Genomic DNA, 26,803 nt, shown 5'->3' on the forward strand with positions numbered 1-26,803 from the left:
TGCGGAACTACGTAGCGGACCGCACTCACAGACGCCCCCGCGATCGCACCCCGAAGGTCAGCGAGACTAGCGTCGCCGCGCGCCTTTGCATCCCACGGCTCGATTACCAACATGCCTAGTACCGCCCGAAGTATTGGAACTGTCCATTTGCGTCGAAGGTCGCACCGATCCCGCGCCCACCAGCAGGGTCCGGCATGATATACCGCGTTCCGCCCGCGAAGTTGCCGGAATTGACAGCGGACGTAGTGGTTTGCGGATTGGTCAGAATATCGTCCAACAAATCCTGCCCGGCGGTCTTCAATTCCTTGCCGGGAACCACAGGAAGATCGCCGCGGTTCATGTGCTTCTGGTATTCACGGCCTGCATGAGTCGTCTTCCCCTTTGCTGGACGCATTCCACTCTGCGAAAGCGCATCCAGATCAGGGCAGCCTCCGGAGTTATGCACGAGCACGGGAGTCTCGCCCGCCAGCACATAGTACGTGTGGACGTCATTGATTGTGAGGTCGTATGTGGTCTGCCGCTTTACGAAGTGGCGGACTGAGAGGATTTTGACGGTATGTCCGCCCGAGGTCAGCAGGGTCAGTCCGGCATGGAGATCGCCACCGTTGACCCAGTCTCCCTTGGAGGGGGACCAGAAGGGGTGAGTGGTTGTCGCAGTCACCGACCCCTTGGGGGTGCCATCTGATGAGGCGGCCAAGGTGACCGTGACGAAGCTCTTGTCGTCCTTGGTGATGATTGTGCGCACAACGTTGCGCGTGCTGCTCTTTCCGGTTTCCGGGTCGGTTGCTGTGACTCTGTCACCGACCTTGACATCTTGGATGGGCTTGGAGTCGCCGTCGGCGAGTTGCACCTCGGTGCCGCTGGTGAAGCTGTGGCAGCCCCCGGCCCCCTCGGCTGCACCTCCCTTTCCGCGATACGCCTCCCCGGCAAGCAGGGAAGCGGAGATGGTGTCCTGCAGGGCATATGAATGGAACGGGGACTCCACCAGGTGTCCGGTGAGCAGAGCCTCAATGGGGCTGTTGCAGTGAAGGAACTGGCAGTAGTTGTGCAGAAAGTATGAAATCTCGGATTCCGAGAGGCCGTACATCCACAGCTGGAGTGCCGCTTCATCCGCAAGTCCGCCATTCGGCTTGTCGTACATGCGGAACGCTCGGTGGACTTCTTCCTCCGAGGTGTTGCTGGGGTTCCTTACCGTCTTTTGGCCGCGGGTGTACAGGTAAGTAGCGACGTCGTAGGCATCATGAGTTCTCGTTACGATGGCTTTGCTTGTTGCGCCCTTGATCCCCGGGACGTCCGTGCCGCAGGTCTCTTTGTAGCAGCCAGGTGTGGGGCTTGCGGGGCCGGCGGCGACGCCGGGGGGCGCGGGCTCGTTGTGGCCGGTTCCGTCGTCGAGCCACATACCGGTGGGGTCGCTGCCGGAAGCGGGGTTGTTGTCGGCGTAGCTGTAGCCGTTGAGGGATTGGGCGTCGCTGGTGTCGAGGACCGGGTCGACGCTGAGGAACTGGCCGGTGGTGGTGTCGTATTCGCGAGCGCCGATGTGGGTGAGGCCGGTGGTGGTGTCGCGGGTTTTGCCGAGGAAGCCCTTGTCGTCGGGCCAGGGGCCGTTGAGGGGTTTGCCGCGGTCGGCGCCGAACGGTGTGGTGGAGCGCTTGGTGAAGGTCTGGGTGGTGTCCGGGTTGACGGTGAGGGTGGAGGTGCCGTGGTGGTCGGTGGTGAGGTAGGTGAGTTTGTCGGTGCCGGACTCGTTCGAGCGCATGGCGGCGGTCATGCCGCCTGCGGTGTAGTAGCGCTGCGCCCAGGTGGTGCCGTTGGTGCGGAGGTGGAGTTCCGTGGCGCCGGCGTACAGGATGCGCTCGCCGTTCTGGGTGGCGCGTGTCAGGAGGGTGCCATCGGCCCCGTAGACGTAGTCGGTTGACTTTCCGCTTTCGGTGAGCTTGGTGAGTTTGCCTTCGGGTGACCAGTTCAGTTCCTGGGTGGCCGTGGTGCCGGGGCGGTGCCAGGTGTTGCCGGTCTTGTCGTAGTCGTAGGTGCGGTCCGGCCTGGTGCAGTCGGTCTTGGTGGTGGTGCCGGTCAAGGTGTGTGGCTGCTTGGTGTTGGTGTAGCAGTAGGTGGTTTTCGTCGCGCTGCCGGCCTGGTGGGCTGTCTCACTGGTTCGCTGGCCGGCGGTGTTGTAGGTGTAGCTGGTCCAGTACGGTGCCGGGCCGGAGAGGCTGGCGGCGTTACGGGGGTCGGAGCACTTCTGTGACGCGGGTGTCCAGGCTTCGGTGAGGCGCTGGTAGGCGTCGTATGCGAAGCACTGGGTGTCGGCGCTGGAGGTGCCGCCCAGGGTGGTGGGATCGCTGATAGTGGTGACGTTGCCGGTCTGGTCGTAGGCGTAGTTGAGATCCTGCAGCATGTACGGGTGGGTCTGGTCCGTGACATGGCTGCGCGTCAGGCGGCCGGTGCCGTCCTCGTAGGTGTTGGTGACGAAGAAGGACTTGTTGCCACTACCGCCAGTGCCCAGGGTGAACTGCTGCGGCTGGGCGAGCGCCGAGTAGGAGACACCGAGAAGGTAGCCGGTCGCTCCGCCGAAGGAAGTCAGGTCGCCGAGGTCGTCATAGCGGTAGTCGATGGCTTCGGATGGCAGCCCTCCCGCGGCGGGCTCCTTGGTGCCCTTCACTGTGCCGTCGACGTTGTAGTACGTCTCGAAGGCCAGAGTGGATGGCGTGCCCGCCTTGACGAACGGGTCGTTGGACGGCAGGACCAGTTGGCTGCCGGTGGGCCGGTTGAGGTTGTCGTAGGCGGTGACGGTATGGGTGTACGCGGAGCCCGCCTTACCGCCGATGTAGCGGGTGGCGGAGGCAGGCATGCCCTTGAGGACGGAGTCGTACGTCAGGCTGGTGAGCTGGTTGGCGTCCGTCTTCGTTCCGGTCCAGGTGCCGGTCGGTCGGCCCAGTTCGTCGTAGTCGGACAGGACCGTGGTGCCGCGTGAGTCCGTGGACTTGATGGCCTGGTCCAGGGCGTTGTACTCGGTGGTAGTGGTGCCCTTGTCCGGATCGACGGTGCTGGTCTGACGGCCGAACAGGTCGTAGCCGTAGGTCCACTTGGCGTTGTCCGGGCCTGTGACCGTCCCTTGCCGTCCGTCCAGGCCGTAGGTGAACTTGGTGGAGGTGTACGGGGTGCCGGGGCTAGTGCCGAAGTCGCTGTCGGTCGGGCTGGTGCCGGCGTACCGGCGGGTTTCGGTGGTCCGCCCGCGGATGTCGGCGATCGTGCGTTGGGCGGAGCCGCCCTCGAGGCCGGTTGTCGCCGTGGAGTCGCCGGTGTAGCTGGTGTTCGTGGTCCACTTCTTGACGCCGAACACATACAGGCTGGAGGCCGTCGCCCGGCCGGCGCCGTCGAACACCGTCTGCGTCTGGGCAGGGGCCTCGCCGTACTCGGCTCTGGTGTAGGTGTCGTTCGGCGTGCTCGTGGTGTCGAAGATGTCCGCGTAGCTCTCGTAGGCGAGCCCGCGGGTGTCATAGCGGGTGTCGGTCAGCAGACGGCCTCCCTGCGGGGTCGGCGACTGGGTCTGCAGCGGGCGAAGCAGGGAGTCGAAGAGCGCGTAGCTGGTGTTGTAGGTGTCGCTGTTCTTGAGTTTCGAGGTCGAGACCCAGGACGGTTTGGTGTTGTCCAGGTGGTAGGTGAACGTGGTGTTGGCCGCCTGGCTGCCACGGATCCGGTCGGGCAGCCAGACCTCGGTGAGTCGGCCGAGCGCGTCGTAGTTCAGCTCGGTCTTCTTCAGGTTGGCGTCGTAGCTGCGCAGTGTCAGGCCGCGCCGCGGGTCGAGGAAAGCGACCACCTTGTACTGCTTCGGATTGGTGATGATGGTCTTGGTGAGGGGGCCCGCGTCGGTGGGGGTGTAGGCCGTGGAATTGGTGTGGCCCGCGCTATCGGTGATGCTCAGCGGACGGCCGAGCGTGTCGTAACCGGTGGTGGCGATCGTCTGCCAACCGGTCGCAAGCCGGTCGCCGTCGGCGTCGGGTGTGGTGGCGTAGCCGGTGGGGCGGCCTGTCCAGGTCACCTCGCCCTTGGTGGGCTTCTGGGTTGCCGACCATGTCACAGCCGCGGGGTTGTCGTAGACGGTGGCTGTGTCCGACAGGACGTCACCGCTGGTGGTCGTGGTGGCCGGGAGGCTGAGGCTCGCGTCCGTGAGCGAACAGGCTCGGGCGACGGTGCGGGTCCGGGAGGTCAGGCTGGTGATGCCTACCGCATCGTTGCGGGCGTACCAGGTACGGGTGCAGGTTTCGTCGCCCTCGGTGGATTGCTGACCGGAGTCGCTGATGGTGACGGGCATGCCGTAGCCGTCGAACGTGGTGCTGACCGAGCTGCTGCGCCACGTCCGCGAGGCGGTCAGGTACGTGTACATGCTGGTCTTGGCGATGCGCGTATAGCGGGCCACCATGTCGGCGGCGTCCGGGGCTTTCTGCCGGGCGGTCTCCTTCGCCCAGGGGTCGTTCACCGTCGCGGAGATCGCCGTGTCACCGTCGTAGGTGACCTGCTCGCGCAGCTGGCCTGCGTACTGGGTGTTGTCGGTGAGAGAGGCGGCGCCAAGACTGGGTGAGGAGAGCGGGGCGAACTGAACGGACTTGGTGGTGCCGTCCTTGTTCTTGTCCCCGTCCATGCCCTGCATGTAGAGGGAGACCGTCTTGGAGCGCGTCACGCTGGTCGCGCCGGTCCATACGGTGACCTGCCGGTATCCGCGCCAGTCGGACCAGGTGCGTTCGTCCTTCGGTGTGAACGGGTCGTCGGCGTAGTGCCAGGCTGCGCCGCTGTAGTCGTAGGAGTGCTCGACCGCCTCGTTGTTCGCGGCCGGGTCCGAGACGGTCACGGCCAGGACCCGGTACTTGTGGAACCAGTCCACCGAAGCGTCCTTGGCACCGTTGATGTGCCAGTACTGCGGATAGCAGGAACGTGTGTTGGAGTCCTGCGCCGCGTTCAGGACCTGGCTGCGTACGCACTCCGGTGAGGACAGCGTCACCGTGGTGATCGCTCCGGTCTCCGAGGTGAGAGTGGAGATACGGGGCCGGGTCAGCGGCAGGATGTCATCCGTGGCATCCACGCGGTTGGGGCGCATCTGGTAGGTGAACGAGAGCGGCTTGAGGGGGATGCTCGTGTCGCCCGCCTTGCCGGTGTGAGTGAGTGACGTCAGTGTCAGGACCTGGTCGGAGGTGTCACCGATGTCCCCGCCGTCGAGGTACTGCTCGGTGAGCGCCCAGGAGTCGACCGGGTCGTAGTAGTTGCTGGTGGCGTTGTAGGAGGAGGTGTCTATGCCGGTCAGGCGTTTGCGGGTGAAGAACGAGGGGCCGGCGGTGTTGCAGTCGTCGTCGTCCTTGGAGCAGATCGCGTCGAACGGGATGTCCGGCCAGTTGTCCGCGGTGTCCTTGGTCAGGCTGGAGCAGTCGGAGGCGGTGCAGCGCTCCGCGTAGTCGAAGGAGACCTTCGCGTCCGCCTTGTCGGTGAACAGGGCGCCCTTACGCAGCCCGTACTCGATCTGGGTCAGGTACCCGCCGCGGGTGTAGGAGGCGCCGGCCGTGGTCGCCTTGTTCTTCTTGTAGTAGTTGGATTCCTTCGCGTACCAGTATGTGGCCGCGTTGCCGTGCGTGTCCTCGACGTAGTCGAGGTTCCAGCGCCACGCCTGCGTCAGGGCCCGATCCGCGAAGGTGCTGCCTCCCGCATAGCCGGGTTCGCCCGAGTCGTCGCCGAACACCGGTACCGTCCATGTGGAGTTGGTGCGCTGGGTGTCCGCGCCGTCGAGCTTGTCCAGGCCGAACACGTACTTGACGCCGTCGCCGGTGGTGACGGTCCAGTACTCGCCGTCGTCGTCACCGTTGTCCGCCCCCGTGGACCGGGTGACCTTCGAGGCGTTGTCGTCCTCCAGCCGCCACTGGCCTGACGCGTCGTCCTTGACCAGACGCGTCGACTTGCCGTTCAGCACCAGGCGGGCGTTGTCGTACTTCCAGCACAGGTCGGAGACGTCCGCATGACCGTCGTCGTCGCAGGAGCCGTAGCTGCGCTCGATGTAGGACTCGGTCAGGGTGAAACCCTCACCGACCGACGTGCCCTGGTTGTTGGTCGTACCAGTGCGTCCGTCCACACTGCCCGAGTCGTACGACAGCGACAGCGGCGGCACCGGGCCGGCAGCCGCAGGGGGCATGGTGAAGGCGTACGACCACGTGAAGGCGCCTGAGTTGCCGCCGGCCTCCCAGGAAGAGGACGCTGACAGAGGCGTGGCCGAGTAGTTCCCGGTACCGGCCGCGGACGGCCCCGAGCCACCGCCGCTGCCACTGGCCGTGGCTGCGGTCAATGCCAGCACGGTCACCGGGCCGGCGGTGCCAGAGGCGGAACGCGTCAACTGCGAGGACAGCCCGTGTGTGGCCCCGGCCAGGCCTACCTTCGCCGACACCGACTGGTGCGCGATGTCGTTGTCAGAGGTCAGCGGTGTCTGCTTGCGGCATTCCGTCTTGTCCGGGGTTGTCAGCGCGCAGGCGGGCAGTTGCGCCAGACGCAGCCGCTGGGACCAGCCACCGCCGATCGTCGAGGCGAATGTGCTGTAGTCGACGCCGACGGTGACGGTGCCCGCCGTCTCCGCCTCGGCCGTCAGCAGGACACCCGTGACACCGGCCTTCCGGGCCGCGTCCTGGTCGAGCACGGTGACCTGGGCCGTACCGCCGGCTCCGTCCTGGCCCGCCCGGTCCTTCTCGGCGGCCACGGGTGCCGAGGTCATGGTCACGGAAACGCCACTCGGTGAGGCGTTGACCGCCTTGCCACCGGCAAGATTGAGCGTCGCCTTGCCCTGCTTGGGCCAGGCCGCCTTCTGCTGTGCCAGGGCTTGCTTGGCCTGGGACGCGTTGGCGTTCTTGTCCCGACTGACCTTCTCCCGTGCCTTTCGCGCGCCAGGGCCATCGAACGCCTCGACCTTGCTCACCCGGGACTTCGGCACACCGGGCCGCCCGAGTCCCTCCACACCCTTGGCATCGGCCACCTGCACCACACCGACGGGCACTACCAGTGCCAGGGCCAGCGACTGCATCAGCAGTCTGCCGGCGCCGAGTCTCACGAGGCCGCCACCCCTCTTTGAGGCGCCCATGCCAAACAACATCGTGTTCTTCCCACCCAGTCCCGTAGAAAGTTCCCGCGAACCATGCGCGGACCGTCGTGTCCGACCTGTTCAAAGGGTGGGGCAGCCGGTGAGACCGGCTGCCCCACCCTCATCGATCAGTCGCCCACGGATTCCCCGACCTGTTCCCAGCCGGCCATCGCACCGGCCCACAGACGTGCCTCCGCCACGCGGCCCGGCAGATAGTGCTGCCACGTACTCTTGGTGAATCCCTTGCCGACCGCGAAGTCACCGGAGCCCGCCTTCGCCGTGAACGCGGCGCCGTCACCACTCGGGTTGCCCCCCAGGTAGAGGCTGATCTCGCCCGCCTGGGCGTCGAAGACACCGGTCAGCCGGACCATGCCGTCCACGAGGGCGCTGTCCTCGGACGACACCGCGCTGAACGAGCCGTCCGCGTTGAGCCGACCAAAGCGCCACAGGCCGACGGGCACGGTCTTCTCCTTGAGTGTGTCCTCGTCCAGGACGGTCTTCTTGTCCGTCACCTGATACCACAGCCCCCAGGCCGACCCGTCAGCCGTGCGCTGCCCCAGCACCTGCGCGGTGTACCCGACGGGCTTGGCGGCGAGTTTCTCCCCGTCCAGCGAGACAAGTGTGGTGACCGTGAACGATCCGCTGTCGTCCACCACCGGTCCGGCCGTCGACGCCGCGCCGTCCACGCCGTCCAGAACGACCGACTCACCATCCAGCGACGCCCCGCCGGACAGCGTGAGCGATCGGCCGTAGCCGGATGCAGTGTCGGGCACGCTGATGCCGCTTCCCTGGTCTGCCGACCAGTCGGCCACCAGCTCCACGCCAGCGGACTTCTGCGACGTCAACAGCTTCGCCTCGTCCGCGATCTCCGTCGACGTCAGGGCCCGCTGCCATGTGGCGACCTCATCGACGTCACCCTGGAAGTAGTCCACGTAGTTGTCCGCGTACATCGCTCGGCCGAACTGCAGCGGACCGGTCGCCTTCCACGCGGCCCCGGAGTCCACGGTGGACTGCAACGCGCCGTTCAGGTAGAGGCCGATCTTCTTGTTGTCCGCGTCGAACACCGCCGCGACATGCGTCCATGCTCCCCGCGGCGTGGCCTGCTGTGCTTTGGCCTCATGAAATGATCCGTCGCCGGCCATCACGCGCACGCTCCACGTGTTGTCCCCTCCACCCGCGTACGACAGCAGGAACGGGCTGAACTTCTGGCTGAAAGGACTCGCGCTCTCCGGTGTCTGGCTCAACACCGTCAGTGTGTGCGACACACCGGAGTCGACCCGCATCCATGCTGAAACCGTGTACGACGAGGACGTGTCGAGCACCTTCTCGGTGGTCGCCGCGTACGCGGTCGTACCGTTGAGGCTGAGCCCCTTGTCGGTGACCGGTGTGTCCAGCAGGCGTCCCTGTGCGTCACGGGTCAGGAGACCACGGCGGCCACGGTCATCCCGGGTGGCACCGCCGGTGAGGGTCGCGTTGTGTCCTGTCGTACCGGCTGCCACGGAAGAGTCGATCGCGTCACCCCCGGCTTCTGAGAAGTGCCAACGTCCGACCGGACTGGTCCCGTCATGGACGGCGAAGTCGAAGTACTTCCAGGCACCGGCTCGGCCGGAACCGACCTTGTCGCGGGCACGCACAGCGAGGTGGTAGGTACCCGCGTGATCAGGAGTGATCACGGCTTGCCACCCGATGAACAAGGGAGAACTCTCGGAGATCGACTGGCAGTACTGAGATATCCTGCACACCTTTTTCGCGCTCGCCCAGTTCGATCCGGAGTTCAGACTGTACTCATAGGCCACGTTGTTCGTGTCGCCCGCAGCAGCCTTGAACGTCACGGTCGCACTCCGACCGGGGCTGCCGCCGGCCGCGCAGACGTTGGTCGTGCATTCCGTGTACGGCGAGCTGATGCTCACCTGTGGTGCCTTCGGCGCGGTGGGGTCGACCTTGAAGTAACACCAGCCGGTGGTCGATGCGCTCGACGGTCCTGACAGGTAGTCCTTGCCGCCGTTGTAGTAGGAACGCACCACCGCCTGGTACCGGTAAAGGGTGCCCTCGGTGAGGGCTGACCAGGTCAACGAGGTCTTCACTCCGTCGCCCACGTAGCCGGTGGAGGGTCTCAGATCACCGTTGCCGGCCGAGGTGTCGGACCACGTGCCGTCACTGCGCCTCTGACTGATGTCGAAATTCACCCTCAGCTGGGCGTCCTGCTCCCCGCCCGACTGGGTCTGTGCGGTCGCCATCAGTGATGGTGTCGGCGCGGACACCAGCAATGGGTCCGTCGAACTGGTCGAACACATGGGTTTGTTGTCGACGTTCAGCCCGACCCCGGTCGCCTTGTCCGGCAAGCCGACGAAGTCCACCGCCAGCACCGCGTCGTCCTTGAACCGCTTCCACGCCGATGCGTCCGACTCATCGTGCGCCCGCACCTCCAGCGTCAGCCGGGAGAACTTCCCCGCCGCGAAATCACGCACCGTCGGCGTCAGGTTCTCGTCCGGCTCATCCGCACTGTCGTGGAACTCGATGGGCGCGTCCGGGGAGTCCGGATCGCACATCGACCCGCGTCCCGCAGACACGGACCGGTCCACCATCCAGTCCAGTTCCTTCGGCCGCGTCGACCATGTCGTGGAGGAGGAGATGTTGTCCGTCCGCACCAGATCCACCAAACGCGGATCGCACTGGAACGCCCACGGTTCCGTCACCCGGAACGTCGCGTCCAGTACCTTCTTGCCCTTCAGGCTGGACGGCGAGAACTCGAAGTACAGCTTCTGCACATACCCCGGACCGCAGTAATAGCCGTTCCAAGAGCCACATTTGCCCGAGCCCTTGCCCTCACCGTCATCCCCGTTCCCCCACCCGTAGGACTCGTACCCGTCACTTCGCAGCAGGGTGCGCTCCGACTCGCCCCATGTCACCGTCGGGTCGATGAACACCGGAAACGCCGACTTGCCCGTCCTGTTGAGCATCCGCGCGTCCGGGACCACCGACAGCTTGTCCTCGCCGACCTCGACGTCCATACGGGCCACCGTGTCGCCCTGCCCCGGCTCCACACCCGATCCCGAGGGCGCCGACTCCGACGGGTCGGAAGGCTCACCCTCGTCCGCACCGGCCGCCCTTCTCAACGCCAGCTGAGTCTGCGGCGCCGATGCTGCGCCCGCCGAGTCCCACATCCGCGCGGGCGGAGCCTTGAACACCGTACGTCCGCCGCCGTCGACAGCCGCGAGGTTCCCCAACGGACCCTCATGGACCTCAAGACCCTCCGTCTTCAGGCCGAACGTGAGCTTCTTCAGCTCCTCTCCAGCCGCAGCCTCAGGGGTCTTGACAACGAACACCGGCTGGAAACTCTCCGGCGTCGCCGTCACCTTCAGGTCGACACCCGGCAGCACATCGGCATACACGGCGCTCGCACCCTCCAGCGCCGGCACCGGCAGCTCACCCGGCCACGTCAGCGCCAGGGACCGGCCCTGATCGGCGATGCTGGCCAGCGGCACCGCGCGCCCGCCACCGGAGAACGACATCTCCGCCGCGGCCGCCTTCGGACCCACCGAACCGTCGGAACGCTTCTCCAGCGTCGCATCCGGTGCCTGCCATCCACCGGACGGCTTCGCGACCCGCACCGGGACCACGGACTCCTCCAGCGTGAACGTGTAGCCATCAGGGTTGGCGTACACCGTGGTCCGCTCCGTACGCTCCCCCGACACCTCCACCCGCTGACCGGACTGGCGAGCCTGCGCCAGTGCCTCCTGCCCCTGAGGCAACGGTGAAGCCTCCGACTCGGCAGCAGCGGCGGTCGCCTGCTGCGCCGGTAGCACCAACAGCGTTGCCACCAAAGGCAACACCGTCACCACCACACCCGCCAACTCACGTCGCCCTCGAACTCGACGCCTCACAGCGTCACGACGAGCCCACCCCAGCAACACCAAACCCGCCCCCGAGTTCATAAGTTATGCATAAACTTCACAACATCCAACCCATAGGCAAAGGATCTGTCAAGGACACGCCATCTCGACCGGACTGACCACGTTCCCACCGCGCACAGGCGCGCTGCCCGCATAGCGGCACCACCGCAGCCCGTCGCGCCCAATTGTCCGGAGGCGGTCGAAAAGGATGAGCAGATGTTGCTCGGGGCTGGTGCAGGTTCGGGTGACAGGTCGGTCACGCGGCCTGGAGGGCCGGTGTGGTCATGACGGTCTCGAATTCGACTGGTGTCAGCCGGCCGAGCGCAGCTTGTCGACGGCGCCGGTGGTAGGTCCTCTCGATCCAGGACACGATCGCGATCCGCAGTTCCTCGCGGGTGGCCCAGGTCCGGTGGTCGAGGACGTTCTTCTGCAGCAGGCTGAAGAAGGATTCGATGGCCGCGTTGCCGCCGGCTGCCCCGACCCTCCCTGTCGATCCGACCATGCGGTGCCGGTCGGGGGCCCGGACGCACTTCCGGGACCGGAACTGCGAGCCGCGATCGCTGTGCGGGATGCACCCCTCGATGTGTCCACGCCGGGCCACGGCGTGATCCGGCGACGCGCTTCCCGCAGTTCCGCACTCTCCTGGCTGGAGATCCCGGGCTTGGACCCGTCATTGATGTCCACCCGGCGCATCCACTTCCACAACGTCATCGAGTGGACCCCGAAATCAGTGGCCACCCGCTCGACCGTCACCCCGGGCCGCGGTTCCTCGCGACTCGCACGACGTCCTGGCGGAACTCTTCCGGACAGGGCTCGGTCACAGCGACATCCTTCCCACCCGCCCCTCAGGGCAAGGCAGTTCAGATGTCAACCATTCGTGCAGCAGACCCGCCGACCACTGGCAGGCATCGACTTGATCAAGCCACTGACGCACGACAGGTCAGCAAGTAGCGCGGGTGACCGAGCAACTCGTCCGCCCGGCTACTCGCGCTCCGGATACGCCACAGACCTACGCCGCAGCGGCGCTTGAGGCTGCTCGCGGCTGCGGGTCGGGGGGCCTGCCCCATCATCCGATCGATCACGATCCGGATGACTACCCGCTCAGGGTCCGGAGCCGGCATACGCCCGTATCGCTCTCCGTACATAGCAACGACCTCCGCGACTTCCTCAGCATCGGTGGAGACTTCCACCGCACCTTCGAGAGCTGCCCACCTGCCGCCCTCCACCTGACACATCGCGACTGGGGCGGCATCACCGTCCGCACGAACCTTGGGATCGACGAACCCCTCGCCCCTTGATCCACCCCGGCGGCCATTGCTGTCCGTGACCGTTGGCAAGGTCGCGGAGTCGTTCCGCCGCCCCCTTGTCGTCGAAGGTCCCCCGCTGCCGACCCCCCGATCAGGCGCCGCCGGCACACCACTTGACGGTGCAGGAGCAAGCTCCGCCCTGGAGCCGGTTCGTCACAATGAGGCCATGGAGGGAATCGCACGAGGGCTCGGTGTGTCGGCCGTATGTCGTTCGCCGCGACGGTGCTAGCGTGAAACCTGCGTTTCCGCAGGTCACGACGTTCCCTGAGTGGGGCGGGTGGGACTCGAACCCACGGCCGACGGATTATGAGTCCGCTGCTCTAACCGGCTGAGCTACCGCCCCGTTACGGCGCGCCGCGCACAGGTGTGCGCGCCGTCTGCCGCAGCATAGCCGCTCATACGATCTCCTGCCTCGGCTGGGGCGGCTACTCATGACCTTGAAGACTCCGCCGAGGGCGCGACGGTTCCTGCGGGCATGTGTCGGGCATGAAAAAGGACCCCGGAGGGTCCTCGTTCTGCAAGCTCCCCCGACTGGACTCGAACCAGTAACCTGCCGGTTAACAGCCGGCTGCTCTGCCAATTGAGCTACGGAGGACCGAGCTCCCCCGACTGGACTCGAACCAGTAACCTGCCGGTTAACAGCCGGCTGCTCTGCCAATTGAGCTACGGAGGAATGCCTCGTTGCATCGAACGTACCTCCCTGGGTATCCGCCAGGGGGCGCTCGCTCGCTGCGACACATACATTAGCGCAAGCAGGGGGGTGCTCCGCCAATCGGTACCTCGCGCCGCGCGCCCCCGCACGGGACGGACACGGACGCAGGCGAGACACAAAGGGAAGGGTGGCCACCATGCGCTATCGGCTCACGTTTGTCACCGGGCTGGTCCTGGGCTACGTACTGGGCACGCGCGCCGGGCGGGAGCGGTACGAACAGCTGAGGAAGGCCGCCCGGCAGTTCGCGCAGAACCCGGCGGTGCGCAACACCGCCGAGACCGCCGCCCAGCAGAGCCGCGAGATCGCGGGCAAGGCGATCCACACCATGAGCCACAAGGTCGGCGACCGCATGCCCGACTCGGTCGCGGGCCGCGTCCGCTCGCTGCGGGAGCGCAACGCGAACGGCAGCGTGGACGACGACTGGGGCACCAGCAACACCTGAGCGACGCCCGGGGCGGCGGACAGGAGCGTTCACCCCCCTGCGTACGGCAGAATTTCCACCATGGGGATAGTCGCCGGGTTGGACAGTGCGTCCGATTTCACTCGTATCGTCGTCTGCGACGCGGACACAGGTGCCGTACTCCGGCAGGGGTACGCACCGCATCCGGTGGAGAGCCCCGAGGGGGGCGGCCGCCTCTCCGACGTCGATCCGCAGGCCTGGCTGCTGTCCCTCGGGGAAGCGGCCGGCGGCGGTCTTCTGGAGGGCGTGCAGGCCATCGGGGTCTCCGCCCAGCAGAACGCGCTGGTCCCGCTCGACGGCCAGGGTTCCGGCGTGCGGCCCGCGCTGGTCGGCGCGGACAAGCGGGCCCAGGTGGCGGCGGCCGAACTCGTCGACGGTCTCGGCGGCCGGCAGGCCTGGGCCGAGGCCGTCGGCTGCGTGCCGCAGGCCGGACAGCCCGTCACCAAACTGCGCTGGCTCGCCAAGGCCGAGCCCGACAACGCGCGGCGCACCGCCCTGCTGATGCAGGCCCACGACTGGCTCGTGTGGCAGCTGCTGGGGCGGCCCGCGCGCAGGACCACGGACCGCGGCGGCGCCTCGGGCACCGGCTACTGGTCGGCGGCGACCGGCACCTGGCGCCCGGACCTGGTCGAGCTGGCGCTCGGCCATCCCGCCGCCCTGCCCGACGTGCTCGGCCCGTCCGAGGCGGCCGGCATGACCCCCGAGGGCCTGCTGATCTCCGCCGGCACCGGTGAGACCATGGCCGCCGCCCTGGGCCTCGGCATCCGGCTCGGCGACGCGGTCGTCTCGCTGGGCGCCTCCGGCTCCGTGATGGCCGTGCACCCCGAGGCCCTGGTCGACTCGACCGGCATGATCACCTCACTCGCGGACGCCACCGGCATGCACCTGCCCGTGGTGACCACCCTCAACGCCGTGCGCACCCTGCGCGGCGCCGCCGAACTCCTCGGCGCACCCGACCTGGAATCGCTGTCCGACCTCGCCATGAAGTCGACGCCCGGCTCCCACGGGCTCGTCATGCTGCCCTACCTGGAGGGCGAGCGGACCCCCAGCCTGCCGCACGCCGCGGGCACCCTGTCCGGGCTGCGGCGCGAGTCGATGAAGCCCGAGCACCTGGCGCGCGCCGCGTTCGAGGGCATGCTGTGCGGGCTCGCGGACGCGCTGGACGTCCTGCGCGGGCGCGGGGTGGACGTGCAGCGGGTCTTCCTGCTCGGGGCCGCCGCGGAACTGTCCGCCGTGCAGACCGTGGCGCCCGCGCTGTTCGGCGCGCAGGTCGTGGTGCCGCAGCCCGCCGACTACGCGGCGATCGGCGCGGCCCGGCAGGCGGCCTGGGCGCTCGGCGTGTCGCAGGGCGCCCTCGATCCGCGCACCCCGCCCGCCTGGCAGGGCGCCGCGGCCCAGGTGCTGGAGCCGGGCGAGGATCTGGCGGTCGGCCAGGCGGTGCGCCAGCAGTACGTGTCGGTCCGGGAGCAGACCCACCCCGGGGCATTCCGGGCATAGCGCGCGAAACGTCGCCCTTGGTCCATTAATGGGTTGAGGTAACGCGGGTGGGGTGTCCGACGATAGGGGGGTGGTGCACCACCCACCGCCACGCCGTCCGTGACGACTCCGAGAGATCTCGCGTGCTCATACGACTCCTCAGGGCCCACCTGCGCCCGTACAAGAAACACATCACCCTGCTGGTGCTGCTGCAGTTCCTGCAGACCTGCGCCACCCTCTACCTGCCCACCCTCAACGCGCACATCATCGACAACGGCGTGGTGAAGGGGGATACGGACTACATCCTGGCCTTCGGCGGCCTGATGATCGGGATCTCGCTCTGCCAGGTCGTCTGCAACATGGGCGCCGTCTACTTCGGCGCCCGTACCGCCTCGGCGGTGGGCCGGGACATGCGGGCGGCGATCTTCGACCGTGTGCAGTCCTTCTCCTCCCGTGAGGTGGGCCACTTCGGCGCGCCCTCGCTGATCACCCGCACCACGAACGACGTCCAGCAGGTGCAGATGCTGGCCCTGATGACGTTCACCCTGATGGTGTCGGCGCCGATCATGTGCGTGGGCGGCATCGTCCTGGCGCTCGGCCTGGACGTTCCGCTGTCCGGCGTCCTGGTGGCCGTGGTCCCGGTGCTGGGCGTCTGCGTCACGCTGATCGTGCGCCGGCTGCGTCCGCTGTTCCGTTCCATGCAGACCCGTCTCGACACGGTGAACCGGGTGCTGCGCGAGCAGATCTCCGGCAACCGGGTCATCCGCGCGTTCGTCCGCGACGACTACGAGAAGGACCGCTTCCGGGGCGCCAACGGCGAGCTCACCGAGGTCTCCCTCGGCACCGGCCGCACGCTGGCGCTGATGTTCCCCCTCGTGATGACGGTCGTGAACCTGTCGTCGATCGCCGTGGTCTGGTTCGGCGCGCACCGCATCGACAGCGGCGGGATGCAGATCGGTGACCTGACGGCGTTCCTCGCGTACCTCATGCAGATCGTGATGTCCGTGATGATGGCCACCTTCATGTTCATGATGGTGCCGCGTGCCGAGGTGTGCGCCGAGCGCATCCAGGAGGTGCTGGAGACGGAGTCGAGCGTCGTGCCACCCACCGCGCCGGTGACCGAACTGCGTCGGCACGGCCATCTGGAGGTCCGCGGCGCCGGGTTCCGCTACCCGGGTGCCGAGGAGCCGGTGCTCCGGTCCATCGACCTGGTGGCCCGGCCCGGCGAGATCACGGCCGTCATCGGGTCCACCGGCAGCGGCAAGTCGACCCTGCTCGGGCTGATCCCGCGCCTGTTCGACGCCACCGAGGGCGAGGTGCTCGTGAACGGCGAGCAGGTCGACCGGGTCGAGCCGCGGCTGCTGGCCAGGACGGTCGGGCTCGTCCCGCAGAAGCCGTACCTGTTCGGCGGTACCGTCGCCACGAACCTGCGGTACGGCAATCCGGACGCCACCGACGAGGAGCTGTGGCACGCGCTGGAGGTGGCGCAGGCCAAGGAGTTCGTCCAGAAGCTGGAGAACGGCCTCGACTCCCCCATCGCCCAGGGCGGCACCAACGTGTCCGGTGGTCAGCGCCAGCGCCTGGCCATCGCCCGCACCCTCGTCCAGCGGCCGGAGATCTACCTGTTCGACGACTCGTTCTCCGCGCTCGACTACGCGACCGACGCCGCCCTGCGCGCCGCGCTCGCCCGGGAGACCGCCGAGGCGACCGTCGTGATCGTCGCCCAGCGCGTGGCGACCATCCGGGACGCCGACCGGATCGTGGTCCTGGACGAGGGCCGGGTCGTCGGCACCGGACGCCACCACGAACTGATGGCGGGCAACGAGACCTACCGGGAGATCGTGCTCTCCCAGCTCACGGAAGCGGAGGCTGCCTGATGGCCGGGCCCATGCGCATGATGGGCGGGGGCGGCCCCGACCAGCGCTCGATGGACTTCAAGGGGTCCGGGAAGCGGCTGCTCGCCCAGTTCAAGCCCGAGCGCGCCACCATGTACGTCATGCTGGCGTGCGGTGTGCTCAGCGTCGGACTCTCGGTGGTCGGGCCGAAGATCCTCGGCAGGGCGACCGACCTCGTCTTCGCCGGGATCATCGGCCGCCGGATGCCGGCGGGCCTGACCAAGGAGCAGGTCCTGGCGTCCATGCACCAGCGGGGCCAGGGCGGCATGGCCGACATGCTCTCCGGCACGGACTTCACCCCCGGCAAGGGCATCGACTTCACGGCCGTGGGCGACGTGCTGCTGCTCGCGCTCGCCACGTTCCTGGTGTCCGGACTGCTCATGGCGGTCTCCACCCGGCTGTCCAACCGGGCCATCAACAAGACGGTCTACCGGCTGCGCGAGCAGGTGCAGGCGAAGCTGTCACGGCTTCCGCTGTCGTACTTCGACCAGCGGCAGCGCGGTGAGGTGCTCAGCCGCGCCACCAACGACATCGACAACATCGGGCAGACGCTCCAGCAGTCGATGGGCCAGCTCATCAACTCGCTGCTGACGATCATCGGTGTGCTCGCGGTCATGTTCTGGGTGTCGTGGATGCTGGCGCTGGTCGCGCTCGTGACCGTGCCGCTCTCGTTCGTCGTGGCCACCCGGGTCGGCAAGCGCTCGCAGCCGCACTTCGTGCAGCAGTGGCGCACCACCGGCAAGCTCAACGCGCACATCGAGGAGATGTACACGGGGCACACGCTGGTGAAGGTGTTCGGCCGGCAGGACGAGTCGGCGGCGCAGTTCGCCGAGCAGAACGAGAAGCTGTACGAGGCCGGGTTCAAGGCGCAGTTCAACAGCGGTGTGATGCAGCCGCTGATGATGTTCGTGTCGAACCTGAACTACGTGCTGGTGGCCGTGGTCGGTGGGCTGCGGGTCGCCTCCGGCGCCCTGTCCATCGGTGACGTGCAGGCGTTCATCCAGTACTCCCGGCAGTTCTCGATGCCGCTGACGCAGGTCGCCTCGATGGCGAACCTGGTGCAGTCGGGTGTCGCCTCCGCCGAGCGGGTCTTCGAGCTGCTGGACGCGGAGGAGCAGGACGCCGACCCGGAGGAGGGTCTGCGACCCGAGGAGCTGCGCGGCCGGGTGGCGCTGGAGAACGTCTCCTTCCGCTACGACCCCGAGAAGCCCCTCATCGAGGACCTCGCGCTGAAGGTGGAGCCGGGGCACACCGTCGCGATCGTCGGCCCGACGGGCGCCGGCAAGACGACGCTGGTGAACCTGCTGATGCGGTTCTACGAGGTCACCGGCGGGCGGATCACGCTCGACGGCGTCGACATCGCCAGGATGTCCCGCGACGACCTGCGGGCCTCGATCGGCATGGTCCTCCAGGACACCTGGCTGTTCGGCGGCACCATCGCCGAGAACATCGCCTACGGCGCCTCGCGCGAGGTCACGCGCGGGGAGATCGAGGAGGCGGCGCGGGCCGCGCACGCGGACCGGTTCGTCCGGACGCTGCCGGACGGCTACGACACCGTGCTCGACGACGAGGGCAGCGGGGTGAGCGCCGGTGAGAAGCAGCTCATCACCATCGCCCGGGCGTTCCTGTCCGACCCCGTGATCCTCGTCCTGGACGAGGCCACGAGTTCGGTGGACACCCGCACGGAGGTCCTGATCCAGAAGGCGATGGCGAAGCTGGCCCACGGCAGGACGTCGTTCGTGATCGCCCATCGCCTGTCGACCATCCGGGACGCGGACACGATCCTGGTGATGGAGAACGGGTCGATCGTGGAGCAGGGCTCGCACACCGAGCTGCTGGCCACGGACGGGGCGTACGCCCGGCTGTACAAGGCGCAGTTCGCGCAGGCCGTGGCCGAGGTCGACTGACCGGCCTCTCGCCGGCCCGTCGCCGGCTCATCGCCTGAGGGGCCGCTCCGCTGTCGGGGCGGCCCCTTCGTCGGCATCTCAGTCCAGGTAGCCCCGCAGCTGGTCCGCGAAGGCGTGGTCGCGGAGCTTGTTGAGGGTCTTCGACTCGATCTGGCGGATCCGTTCGCGGGTCACCCCGAAGAGCCGGCCGATCTCCTCCAGGGTGCGCGGGCGGCCGTCCACGAGTCCGTAGCGCAGCTGGACCACCTTGCGCTCGCGCTCCCCGAGCGTGGAGAGGACCGCTTCCAGATGTTCCCTCAGCAGCAGGAACGCGGCGGACTCGACCGGGCTCGCGGCGTCGCCGTCCTCGATGAGGTCGCCGAGGGCCACCTCGTCCTCCTCGCCCACGGGGGCGTGCAGCGAGACGGGTTCCTGCGCGAGTCGCAGGACCTCGCTGACCCGCTCGCCGGTCAGGTCGAGCTGGGCGGCGACCTCCTCCGGCGTCGGCTCGTAGCCCTGCTCCTGGAGCATGCGGCGCTGCACGCGGATGACGCGGTTGATCAGCTCCACGACATGGACCGGGACGCGGATGGTACGGGCCTGGTCGGCCAGGGCGCGGGACATGGCCTGGCGGATCCACCAGGTCGCGTAGGTGGAGAACTTGTAGCCGCGGGCGTAGTCGAACTTCTCCACGGCCCGGATCAGCCCGAGGTTCCCCTCCTGGACCAGGTCGAGCATGGTGAGCCCGCGGCCCACGTACCGCTTGGCGACGGAGACGACGAGGCGCAGGTTGGCCTCGATCAGCCGGCGCTTGGCCATCCGGCCCATGACCACCAGCCGGTCCAGGTCCTGGGCGAGTCGGCTGTCCAGGTCGGGCGTGCCGCCGAGCTTCTCCTCGGCGAAGAGCCCGGCTTCGACACGGCGAGCCAGCTCGACCTCCTCGGCGGCCGTGAGCAGGGGGATGCGGCCGATCTCGCGCAGATACTGGCGGAAGAGGTCGGCGGAGGGGCCGCCGGTGTCGGCGCGCGCGCCGCGTTCGGCGCGTTCGACCTGCTCGGCGTGGTCGAACCGATCGGCGCGGTCGGCGTGTTCGGCGCGTCCGGTGTGTTCCGCGAGGGGGGCGGCGGGCTCGTCGTCGTGCTCCTCGCCCTCGGCGTCGATGCTCTCCACCTCCCCGGCGGGCGGTTCGTCCGGCTCCGGGCCCCGCTCGGGGTGGTGCGCGGACTCCGGTCCCAGGGGGCGGACTCCGGTCTGTGTGAGGGTCTGGGTCTGCACGGGGGCGACCTCCAGGGATGTCGCTGCTGTGGCAGGCGGCAGTGGTGGGTAGGGGGCGGGGCCCACCGCACTCCAGTGTGGGGTACGACACATCGCGCCCACGAGGGGCGTGCGGCCACTTTTTGAGTCCGGTCCGTGACCGGGCGGTTACCCGGGCGGGAATCGTGGGGGCCGTGGGCACCCTCGCGACGGTCGCGCATATGCCGACTGCCCGTGACCTGACGGCCACTCCGCTCGTTCGATCATCAGATGGACCGGTCTCGGACATCGAGGACATATCCACGACATGGGGAAAGGGTCGATCGGGCAGGATGGGGACCATGAGCGAGTACGACGAGCTGCGGCATCGACTTGAGGCGGTCGAGACACGCGTGGACGAGGTCGCGCAGCAGCAGGCGTCGACACGGCGCCTCGCCGTCGGCGCCGACCAGGACGTGGCGGCCCTGCAGCAACAGCGCCGCGCCGACATGCAGGTGATCCGCGCCCTGCGGGACACACAGCTCGAACAGGGCAGAACCCTGAAGCAGCACGGGGAACTGCTGGGCGCGCTCGTGGCCGGGCAGGTCGAGCACGGCAGGATCCTGGAGGAGCACAGCAGGGTCCTGGGGGAGCACGGCAGGACTCTGGAGGAGCACGGCGGGCTGCTGCGGTCCCTGGCCGAAGGTCAGGCTCAGCACAGCGAGATGCTGCGGTCCCTGGCCGCGGGCCAGACCGCCATCCTGGAGCGCCTGGGGCTCACCCCCGCCGTGCCGAAGCAGGGCCACCAGTAGCGCCCCGGGCGACGGTCCGCTACAGCGCCGCCGCTCCTCGTTCCCGCAGGGCCTGGTCGTACTGCCTGAGGACCCACAGCTCGTTCTCCACGGCGGACAGTTGCGCCGGATCCGCGTGGGAGCCCAGGCGGGCCAGGCTGCTCTGGACGTCGCGGACGCGGCGCTCGACCGCGCGGCGGCGGACGGCGACGAGCTGGGCACCCGCGTACACCTCGTCCGCCTCCTTGCGGAGCAGCATCGCCTCGACCGCCAGTTCCGTGACCATGGAGCGGACCGTGTTGTCCGGGGCCGCCTCGCGCACCCGGATCAGGTACTCCTGCGGGTCCTGGACGCCGTACTCCGCGCCCCCCGCCTCCAGGATCGCCTGGCGTACGGCCGCGTACGGCGCCGCCGTGAACTCGTCCACCCCGTAGGCGTCGAACGCCGGCGAGACCAACTCCGGTCGCTGGAGGGCGAGTTTGAGCAGTTCGCGCTCGGTGGCGTAGACCGGGTTGCGCAGGGTGAGCGCCGGGCCGCCCGCCGCGGACGGCCGGGACGCCCCCTGGTACTGCTGCGCGGACCGCTGCCCGGCGGGCGCGGGGCCCTTGCCGCCCCGATCGCGCGCCCAACGGGCCAGCTGCGCGACCCGCTTGACCACGAACTGTGTGTCGAGGATGCCGAGCATGCCGGCGAGCTGGACCGCGACCTCGTGCTGGGCGCCGCTGTTCTTGATCCGGGCGACGACGGGCGCCGCCTCGTCCAGCGCGGCGGCACGGCCGGCCGGGGTCTCCAGGTCGTAGCGGCCGACGATCTGGCGCAGCGCGAACTCGAAGAGCGGGGTGCGCGGCTCGGTCAGCTCGGCGACCGCGTCGTCGCCCTTGGCCAGCCGCAGCTCGCAGGGGTCCATGCCGTCCGGCGCGATGGCGATGTACGTCTCCGCGGCGAACTTCTGGTCGTCCTCGAAGGCGCGCAGGGCCGCCTTCTGACCGGCCGCGTCACCGTCGAACGTGAAGATCACCCGCGCCGAGCCGTTGTCCATCAGCAGACGCCGCAGGATCTTGATGTGCTCGCCGCCGAAGGCCGTGCCGCAGGTCGCGATGGCGGTCGTGACGCCCGCGAGATGGCAGGCCATGACGTCCGTGTACCCCTCGACGACGACCGCCCGGCTCGCCTTGGCGATCTCCTTCTTCGCCAGGTCGATGCCGTACAGCACCTGCGACTTCTTGTAGATCGCCGTGTCGGGGGTGTTCAGGTACTTCGGTCCGTTGTCCGCCTCGTACAGCTTCCTCGCGCCGAAGCCGACCACGTCGCCGCCGATGTCGCGGATCGGCCACATCAGCCGGCCGCGGAAGCGGTCGATGGGACCGCGGCGGCCCTCCTGGGAGAGACCGGACAGGAGCAGCTCCTTGTCCGAGAAGCCCTTGCCGCGCAGATAGCGGGTGAGGTGGTCCCAGCCCTGGGGGCTGTAGCCGACGCCGAAGTGGACCGCGGCGGCCTGGTCGAAGCCGCGCTCGGCCAGGAAGGCCCGCCCCGTCTCGGCCTCGGCGCCGGCACCGAGCTGCTCGGCGTACCACTCGGCGGCGATCTTGTGGGCCTCGATCAGGCGGATACGCTCGCCGCGCTGGTGGGTCGGGTTGTACCCGCCCTCCTCGTACCGCAGCGTGATGCCCGCGCGGGCGGCCAGGCGCTCGACGGACTCGGAGAAGGAGAGGTGGTCGACCTTCATCACGAACGTGATGGTGTCGCCGCCCTCCTGGCAGCCGAAGCAGTGGAACAGGCCCTTGCTGGGGCTGACCTGGAAGGAGGGGGACTTCTCGTCGTGGAACGGGCACAGGCCCTTGAGGTTGCCGCCGCCCGCGTTGCGCAGCTGGAGGTACTCGGACACGACGGCGTCGATCGGGACCGCGTCCCGTACCGCCTTCACATCCTCGTCATTGATCCGCCCTGCCACGCAAAGATTCTACGGCCCCCCACCGACACCCCAGGGCCCCGCGTGCCGCCGCGCGCCCGTCACGCCGAGAGGCGCTCCCACGACACCCCGGGATCGGCCAGGGCCTCCGCGTCCACCCGCTTCCGCGACCGGATCAGCTTCTGGATCGGCTCTGTGACGTCCCACACGTTCACGTTCATCCCCGCGAGCACCCTCCCCTCCTTCAGCCAGAACGCGATGAAAGCGCGCTTGCCCACGTCCCCGCGGATCACCACCTGGTCGTAGGACCCCGGCGGCGCCCAGCCGGAGTACTCCATCCCCACGTCGTACTGGTCGGAGAAGAAGTACGGCACCCGGTCGTACGCGACCTCCTGGCCGAGCATCGCGCGCGCCGCGGCGGGCCCGCCGTTCAGCGCGTTCGCCCAGTGCTCCACACGCAGCCGGCCGCCGAACAGGCCGAGCGGGAAGGACGCCACGTCCCCGGCCGCGTAGATGTGCGGGTCGGACGTGCGCAGCCCCGCGTCCACCGCGATGCCACCGCCGTGCGCCCGGTCGGCCAGCTCCAGTCCCGCGCTCTCCGCGAGGGCGACCCGCGGCGCGGCGCCGATCGCGGCGAGCACGTCGTGCGCGGGGTGCTCCTCGCCGTCGTCGGTGCGGGCGGCCAGCACCATGCCGTCCTGGCCGATGATCTCGGTCAGCCGCACCCCGAAATGGAAGCGCACGCCGCGCTCGCGATGCAGCTCGGCGAAGACGTTGCCCAGCTCCGGGCCGAGGACCGAGTGCAGCGGGGTCGGCTCGGGCTCGATCACGGTGACCTCGGCGCCGTACTCGCGGGCCGCCGCCGCGATCTCGAGGCCGATCCAGCCGGCGCCCGCGATCACGAGGTGGCCGTTGTCCCGGCCCAGGGAGGCCAGGACGTTCTTGAGGCGTTCGGCGTGGGCGAGGCGGCGCAGATGGTGCACTCCGGCCAGGTCCGTGCCCGGGATGTCCAGGCGGCGGGGCTCGGCGCCGGTCACCAGGAGCAGTTTGTCGTAGTGGACGAGCGTGCCGTCGTCACCGAAGCGGACCGTACGGGCGTCGCGGTCGATGGCGTCGACGCTCTGGCCGAGATGCAGTTCGACGTCGTTGCGCGCGTACCAGGCGGGCTCGTGGACGAAGACGCTGTCGCGGTCCTCCTTCCCGAGCAGATAGCCCTTGGACAGGGGCGGCCGCTCGTAGGGGTGGTCGCGTTCGTCGCAGATCAGTATCACGCGGCCGGTGAAGCCCTCCGCTCGGAGCGTCTCGGCCGCTTTCGCGCCGGCGAGACCGCCTCCGACGATGACGAATGTCTGATCCGCGTCGACCACTTGATGCCTCCTCGTAAGGATGTCGCCACTTCGGAGCCTCCCGCACCGGACGTGGTGCGGGAAGAGGGGGTGGCCCGATCAGGCCACGCGAGGTCACCTCCAGGTCCGGGTCACGTACGTCCGTGTCCCGTCGTCTTCCCGCCACGGCCGTGTCTCATCCCGCCGCTGTGGTGAGCCGGGCGTGCAGGGAGCGCGCCGAGGCGTCCGTCAGCGACGCTATCTGGTCGACGATCACCCGTTTGCGGGCGCGGTCGTCGGCCGCCTCCTGGAACAGGGCCTGGAACTGCGGGTCCAGACCGTCGGGCGCGCGGGCGGTGAGCGCCTCGGCCAGTTCGGCGACCACGACACGCTGGTCGGCGCGCAGTAGCTCCTGTTCGGCGCGCTGCATGACGTACCGGTCCGCGACCGCCTTGAGGACCGCGCACTCCACGCGGCTGCGGCGCGGTACGACGAGTTCGGCGCCGTAGCGCGTCAGCCGCCCGCCGCCGTACGCCGCCCGGGTCGCGGCCTCGGCGGCCAGGCAGAAGCGCCCGATGAGCTGGCTGGTGGCGTCCTTCAGCCGGGCCTGGGCGACCGCGGAGCCGTCGTAGCCGCTCGGCCACCACTCCTGGGCGAGGAGCCGGTCCAGGGCCTCGGCCAGTTCACCGGGGTCGGTGTCCGCGGGCGCGTACCGCTCCCGCGCGACGGCGAAGACGTCCTGGCGTTCGGGCTCGGAGAGCAGGCAGGAGGGGTCGATGTGGCCGGCGTGCAGGCCGTCCTCGATGTCGTGCACCGAGTAGGCGACGTCGTCCGACCAGTCCATGACCTGGGCCTCGAAACAGGTGCGCCGCCCGGGTGCGTCCGCGCGGACCCAGTCGAAGACGGCGCGGTCGTCCTCATAGACCCCGAACTTGCGCGAGTCCGGGTCCTTGGGGTGACCGCCGCGCGGCCAGGGGTACTTGGTGGCGGCGTCCAGGGCGGCGCGGGTCAGGTTCAGGCCCACGCTGACGAGTTCGCCGGTGCCGTCGGCGCCGCGGACGAACCGCTTCGGTTCGAGGCGGGCGAGCAGGCGCAGGGACTGGGCGTTGCCCTCGAAGCCGCCGCAGTCCCGCGCGAACTCGTTGAGTGCCTGCTCGCCGTTGTGGCCGAAGGGGGGATGGCCGAGGTCGTGGGACAGGCAGGCGGCCTCGACCAGGTCGGGGTCGCAGCCGAGCGCGGCGCCCAGCTCCCGGCCGACCTGGGCGCACTCCAGCGAGTGGGTGAGCCGGTTGCGCGGGGTCGCGTCCCAGTCCGGGTTGCGGCTGCCCGGGGTGACGACCTGGGTCTTGCCCGCCAGGCGGCGCAGCGCGGCCGAGTGCAGCACGCGCGCGCGGTCGCGCTGGAAGGCGGTACGGCCCGGCCGCTTGTCGGGCTCGGGCGCCCAGCGCTCGATGGCCGCCGCGTCGTACGCCTCGGCCCCGGACGCGGAGCGGGCCGTGCCGTTCTCGGTGCGCGCGGTGGTCTCACGGGCCTTGGGTGCGGTGCCGTCCATGCACCGACAGTAGACGCAGGCGGTGACAATCGGGACGCGGGAGCCCCCGCACCGGAGCGGCGCCCTCCACCCCGGCCGCGCCTCGCGAGGGGTTCACTCCCCTGGCTGCCCGGGTCCAGGCAGGCACCCAGCGGATCGCCCCCGCCGACCCGGTGTCGCGAGGGGTGGTGCGGTCCCTCGCGGCGCCCGGTACGCTCCCCCAGGCTCTTCGAGCAGCTTCCGGCCACGGCACGCACCAGGAGCGCCAGGAACGGCACGGCCCGCCCCCCGTCCGGGGCTGATCGCCACCGGCGCGGGCGGCGGCCCTCAGGCTGATACCGGGGTGGCCGCCGCCGACCGTTCCCAGGTCGCCCGGGCCTGGTCGTAGCGGTGCACCACGAGGCGGGCCAGCGCCGGATGGGCGCCGAGCGGTTCGGCGGCGATCCAGGGTGCCGCCGCGGCGCACGCGGCGGCGAGGCGGCCGGGTGCGGCGAAGCAGGAGGCGACGGCGATCCGGTGGCGTCCTCGGGCGGTGAGCGCGCGCACCGCCTCGGGCACCGTGGGCGTGGCGGCGGACGCGTAGGCGGGGACGACCGGGACGCCGAGGCGTTCGGCGAGCAGCCGCGCGGTGCCGCGGGTGTCGGCGCCGGAGTCGGGGTCGCGGGGACCGGCGGCGGCCAGGACGACGGCGCTCGCCCGGCGGCGCGTCTCGCTGAGCGTGGTGGGCCAGCCCGCCTCGACCAGGCGGGCGTAGAGGGCCTCCACCAGCAGCGGGTGCGGGCCGAGCGGGGGCGCCGTGACCGTGTCCGCGGGTGCCGCCGCGACGGCCTCGGGGATGTCGTGCGTGACGTGGCGGCCCCGGGTGAGGAGCAGCGGCACGAGGACGGCGCGGCGGGTGCCGAGGCCGGCGAGGGTGCCGGGGAGCGAGGGCTCGTTCCGTTCGAGGTGGCCGAGGTGGACGGACAGGCGGGGCCGCAGTTCGCGGACCCGCTCGGCCAGGGTGCGCACGGTCCCCCGGTCGCGCGGGTCCCGGCTGCCGCGGGCGACGAGGACGAGCGCGGGCGGGGTCGGGGGCGGTGCCTTTCGCCGGGTTCCGTCGAGGGACACGAGGCTGAGCCGGCTGCCGAGTTCGGTGGTGATCCTGTCCATCAGCTGCGCCGTGGTGGCCAGATGGGCGCCCGGGAGCGGGCCGGGCAGCGGGCCCGGGATCGCAGGGCGGGCGTGGGACTCGTCGTACGGGGGTTTCGACGCCGTCATGGACCGATCCTGGCGGTACGAGG

Annotated in this window: 12 protein-coding genes, 3 tRNA genes and 1 pseudogene; 5 read left to right on the forward strand and 11 right to left on the reverse strand. The window is 69.2% G+C overall.

The genetic code is table 11. The features are described 5' to 3' along the window. Nucleotides 1-115: 115 nt before the first annotated feature. The 6 genes and pseudogenes from AB0C59_RS07780 to AB0C59_RS07805 all read right to left on the reverse strand — a co-directional run bounded on the left by AB0C59_RS07780 (nt 116) and on the right by AB0C59_RS07805 (nt 12,978). Nucleotides 116-7,048 (reverse strand): polymorphic toxin-type HINT domain-containing protein, encoded by a 6,933-nt coding sequence (locus AB0C59_RS07780; RefSeq protein ID WP_363001929.1) that lies wholly within the window; start codon nt 7,046-7,048, stop codon nt 116-118. A gap of 185 nt (nt 7,049-7,233) precedes the next feature. Beyond that, nucleotides 7,234-11,040, reverse strand: a complete 3,807-nt coding sequence (locus tag AB0C59_RS07785) for a LamG domain-containing protein (RefSeq protein WP_363001713.1) — start codon at nt 11,038-11,040, stop codon at nt 7,234-7,236. Between the two features lie 214 nt (nt 11,041-11,254). Next, nucleotides 11,255-11,617 (reverse strand): annotated as a pseudogene (locus AB0C59_RS07790) (IS3 family transposase); the annotation flags it as partial. Nucleotides 11,618-12,574: 957 nt separating this feature from the next. Then, nucleotides 12,575-12,648: transfer RNA gene (locus tag AB0C59_RS07795), tRNA-Ile, on the reverse strand. Between the two features lie 179 nt (nt 12,649-12,827). Beyond that, a tRNA-Asn gene (locus tag AB0C59_RS07800) sits at nt 12,828-12,900 on the reverse strand. Between the two features lie 5 nt (nt 12,901-12,905). Continuing rightward, nucleotides 12,906-12,978: transfer RNA gene (locus AB0C59_RS07805), tRNA-Asn, on the reverse strand. A 175-nt stretch (nt 12,979-13,153) separates the two neighbouring features. Here AB0C59_RS07805 and AB0C59_RS07810 point away from each other — a divergent pair. From AB0C59_RS07810 to AB0C59_RS07825, 4 genes are all read left to right on the forward strand, one after another. After that, nucleotides 13,154-13,459: a YtxH domain-containing protein gene (locus AB0C59_RS07810; protein WP_363001715.1), complete on the forward strand. Its 306-nt coding sequence runs from the start codon at nt 13,154-13,156 to the stop codon at nt 13,457-13,459. Nucleotides 13,460-13,519: 60 nt separating this feature from the next. Further along, nucleotides 13,520-14,974 (forward strand): FGGY family carbohydrate kinase, encoded by a 1,455-nt coding sequence (locus AB0C59_RS07815; RefSeq protein WP_363001717.1) that lies wholly within the window; start codon nt 13,520-13,522, stop codon nt 14,972-14,974. Nucleotides 14,975-15,096: 122 nt separating this feature from the next. Beyond that, nucleotides 15,097-16,830 (forward strand): ABC transporter ATP-binding protein, encoded by a 1,734-nt coding sequence (locus AB0C59_RS07820; protein WP_363001719.1) that lies wholly within the window; start codon nt 15,097-15,099, stop codon nt 16,828-16,830. Continuing rightward, nucleotides 16,830-18,755 (forward strand): ABC transporter ATP-binding protein, encoded by a 1,926-nt coding sequence (locus AB0C59_RS07825; RefSeq protein WP_363001721.1) that lies wholly within the window; start codon nt 16,830-16,832, stop codon nt 18,753-18,755. Before AB0C59_RS07820 ends, AB0C59_RS07825 begins: the two co-directional genes overlap by 1 nt. A 78-nt stretch (nt 18,756-18,833) precedes the next feature. Here AB0C59_RS07825 and AB0C59_RS07830 read toward each other — a convergent pair whose 3' ends face one another. Continuing rightward, nucleotides 18,834-20,102, reverse strand: a complete 1,269-nt coding sequence (locus tag AB0C59_RS07830; protein ID WP_363001723.1) for an RNA polymerase sigma factor — start codon at nt 20,100-20,102, stop codon at nt 18,834-18,836. 227 nt (nt 20,103-20,329) lie between these two features. Here AB0C59_RS07830 and AB0C59_RS07835 point away from each other — a divergent pair, with 227 nt between their 5' ends. After that, nucleotides 20,330-20,779, forward strand: a complete 450-nt coding sequence (locus AB0C59_RS07835) for a hypothetical protein (RefSeq protein WP_363001724.1) — start codon at nt 20,330-20,332, stop codon at nt 20,777-20,779. Between the two features lie 19 nt (nt 20,780-20,798). Here the strand turns inward: AB0C59_RS07835 and dnaG are convergent, their stop codons facing one another. The 4 genes from dnaG to AB0C59_RS07855 all read right to left on the reverse strand — a co-directional run bounded on the left by dnaG (nt 20,799) and on the right by AB0C59_RS07855 (nt 26,780). Next, a complete protein-coding gene (gene dnaG, locus AB0C59_RS07840) occupies nt 20,799-22,709 on the reverse strand; it encodes a DNA primase (protein ID WP_363001726.1) in 1,911 nt (636 codons plus the stop codon). Between the two features lie 59 nt (nt 22,710-22,768). After that, nucleotides 22,769-24,034, reverse strand: coding sequence for an FAD-dependent oxidoreductase (locus tag AB0C59_RS07845; RefSeq protein WP_363001728.1), 1,266 nt, complete (start codon nt 24,032-24,034; stop codon nt 22,769-22,771). A 154-nt stretch (nt 24,035-24,188) separates the two neighbouring features. Next, nucleotides 24,189-25,544, reverse strand: coding sequence for a deoxyguanosinetriphosphate triphosphohydrolase (locus AB0C59_RS07850; RefSeq protein ID WP_363001730.1), 1,356 nt, complete (start codon nt 25,542-25,544; stop codon nt 24,189-24,191). 306 nt (nt 25,545-25,850) lie between these two features. After that, nucleotides 25,851-26,780 carry a sirohydrochlorin chelatase gene (locus AB0C59_RS07855; RefSeq protein WP_363001732.1) on the reverse strand — a complete coding sequence of 310 codons (930 nt, stop codon included), beginning with the start codon at nt 26,778-26,780 and terminating at the stop codon, nt 25,851-25,853. Nucleotides 26,781-26,803 lie beyond the last annotated feature (23 nt).

The organism is Streptomyces sp. NPDC048664 (assembly GCF_040650555.1).
Lineage (GTDB): Bacteria > Actinomycetota > Actinomycetes > Streptomycetales > Streptomycetaceae > Streptomyces.

Coding starts and splice junctions, on each gene's coding strand:
- AB0C59_RS07815 (WP_363001717.1), top strand. CDS start 13,520: ATGGGGATAGTCGCCGGGTTGGACAGTGCGTCCGATTTCACTCGTATC.
- AB0C59_RS07830 (WP_363001723.1), bottom strand. CDS start 20,102: ATGTGTCGTACCCCACACTGGAGTGCGGTGGGCCCCGCCCCCTACCCA.
- AB0C59_RS07780 (WP_363001929.1), bottom strand. CDS start 7,048: ATGCAGTCGCTGGCCCTGGCACTGGTAGTGCCCGTCGGTGTGGTGCAG.
- AB0C59_RS07810 (WP_363001715.1), top strand. CDS start 13,154: ATGCGCTATCGGCTCACGTTTGTCACCGGGCTGGTCCTGGGCTACGTA.
- AB0C59_RS07855 (WP_363001732.1), bottom strand. CDS start 26,780: ATGACGGCGTCGAAACCCCCGTACGACGAGTCCCACGCCCGCCCTGCG.
- AB0C59_RS07835 (WP_363001724.1), top strand. CDS start 20,330: ATGAGCGAGTACGACGAGCTGCGGCATCGACTTGAGGCGGTCGAGACA.
- AB0C59_RS07850 (WP_363001730.1), bottom strand. CDS start 25,544: ATGGACGGCACCGCACCCAAGGCCCGTGAGACCACCGCGCGCACCGAG.
- AB0C59_RS07785 (WP_363001713.1), bottom strand. CDS start 11,040: ATGAACTCGGGGGCGGGTTTGGTGTTGCTGGGGTGGGCTCGTCGTGAC.
- AB0C59_RS07825 (WP_363001721.1), top strand. CDS start 16,830: ATGGCCGGGCCCATGCGCATGATGGGCGGGGGCGGCCCCGACCAGCGC.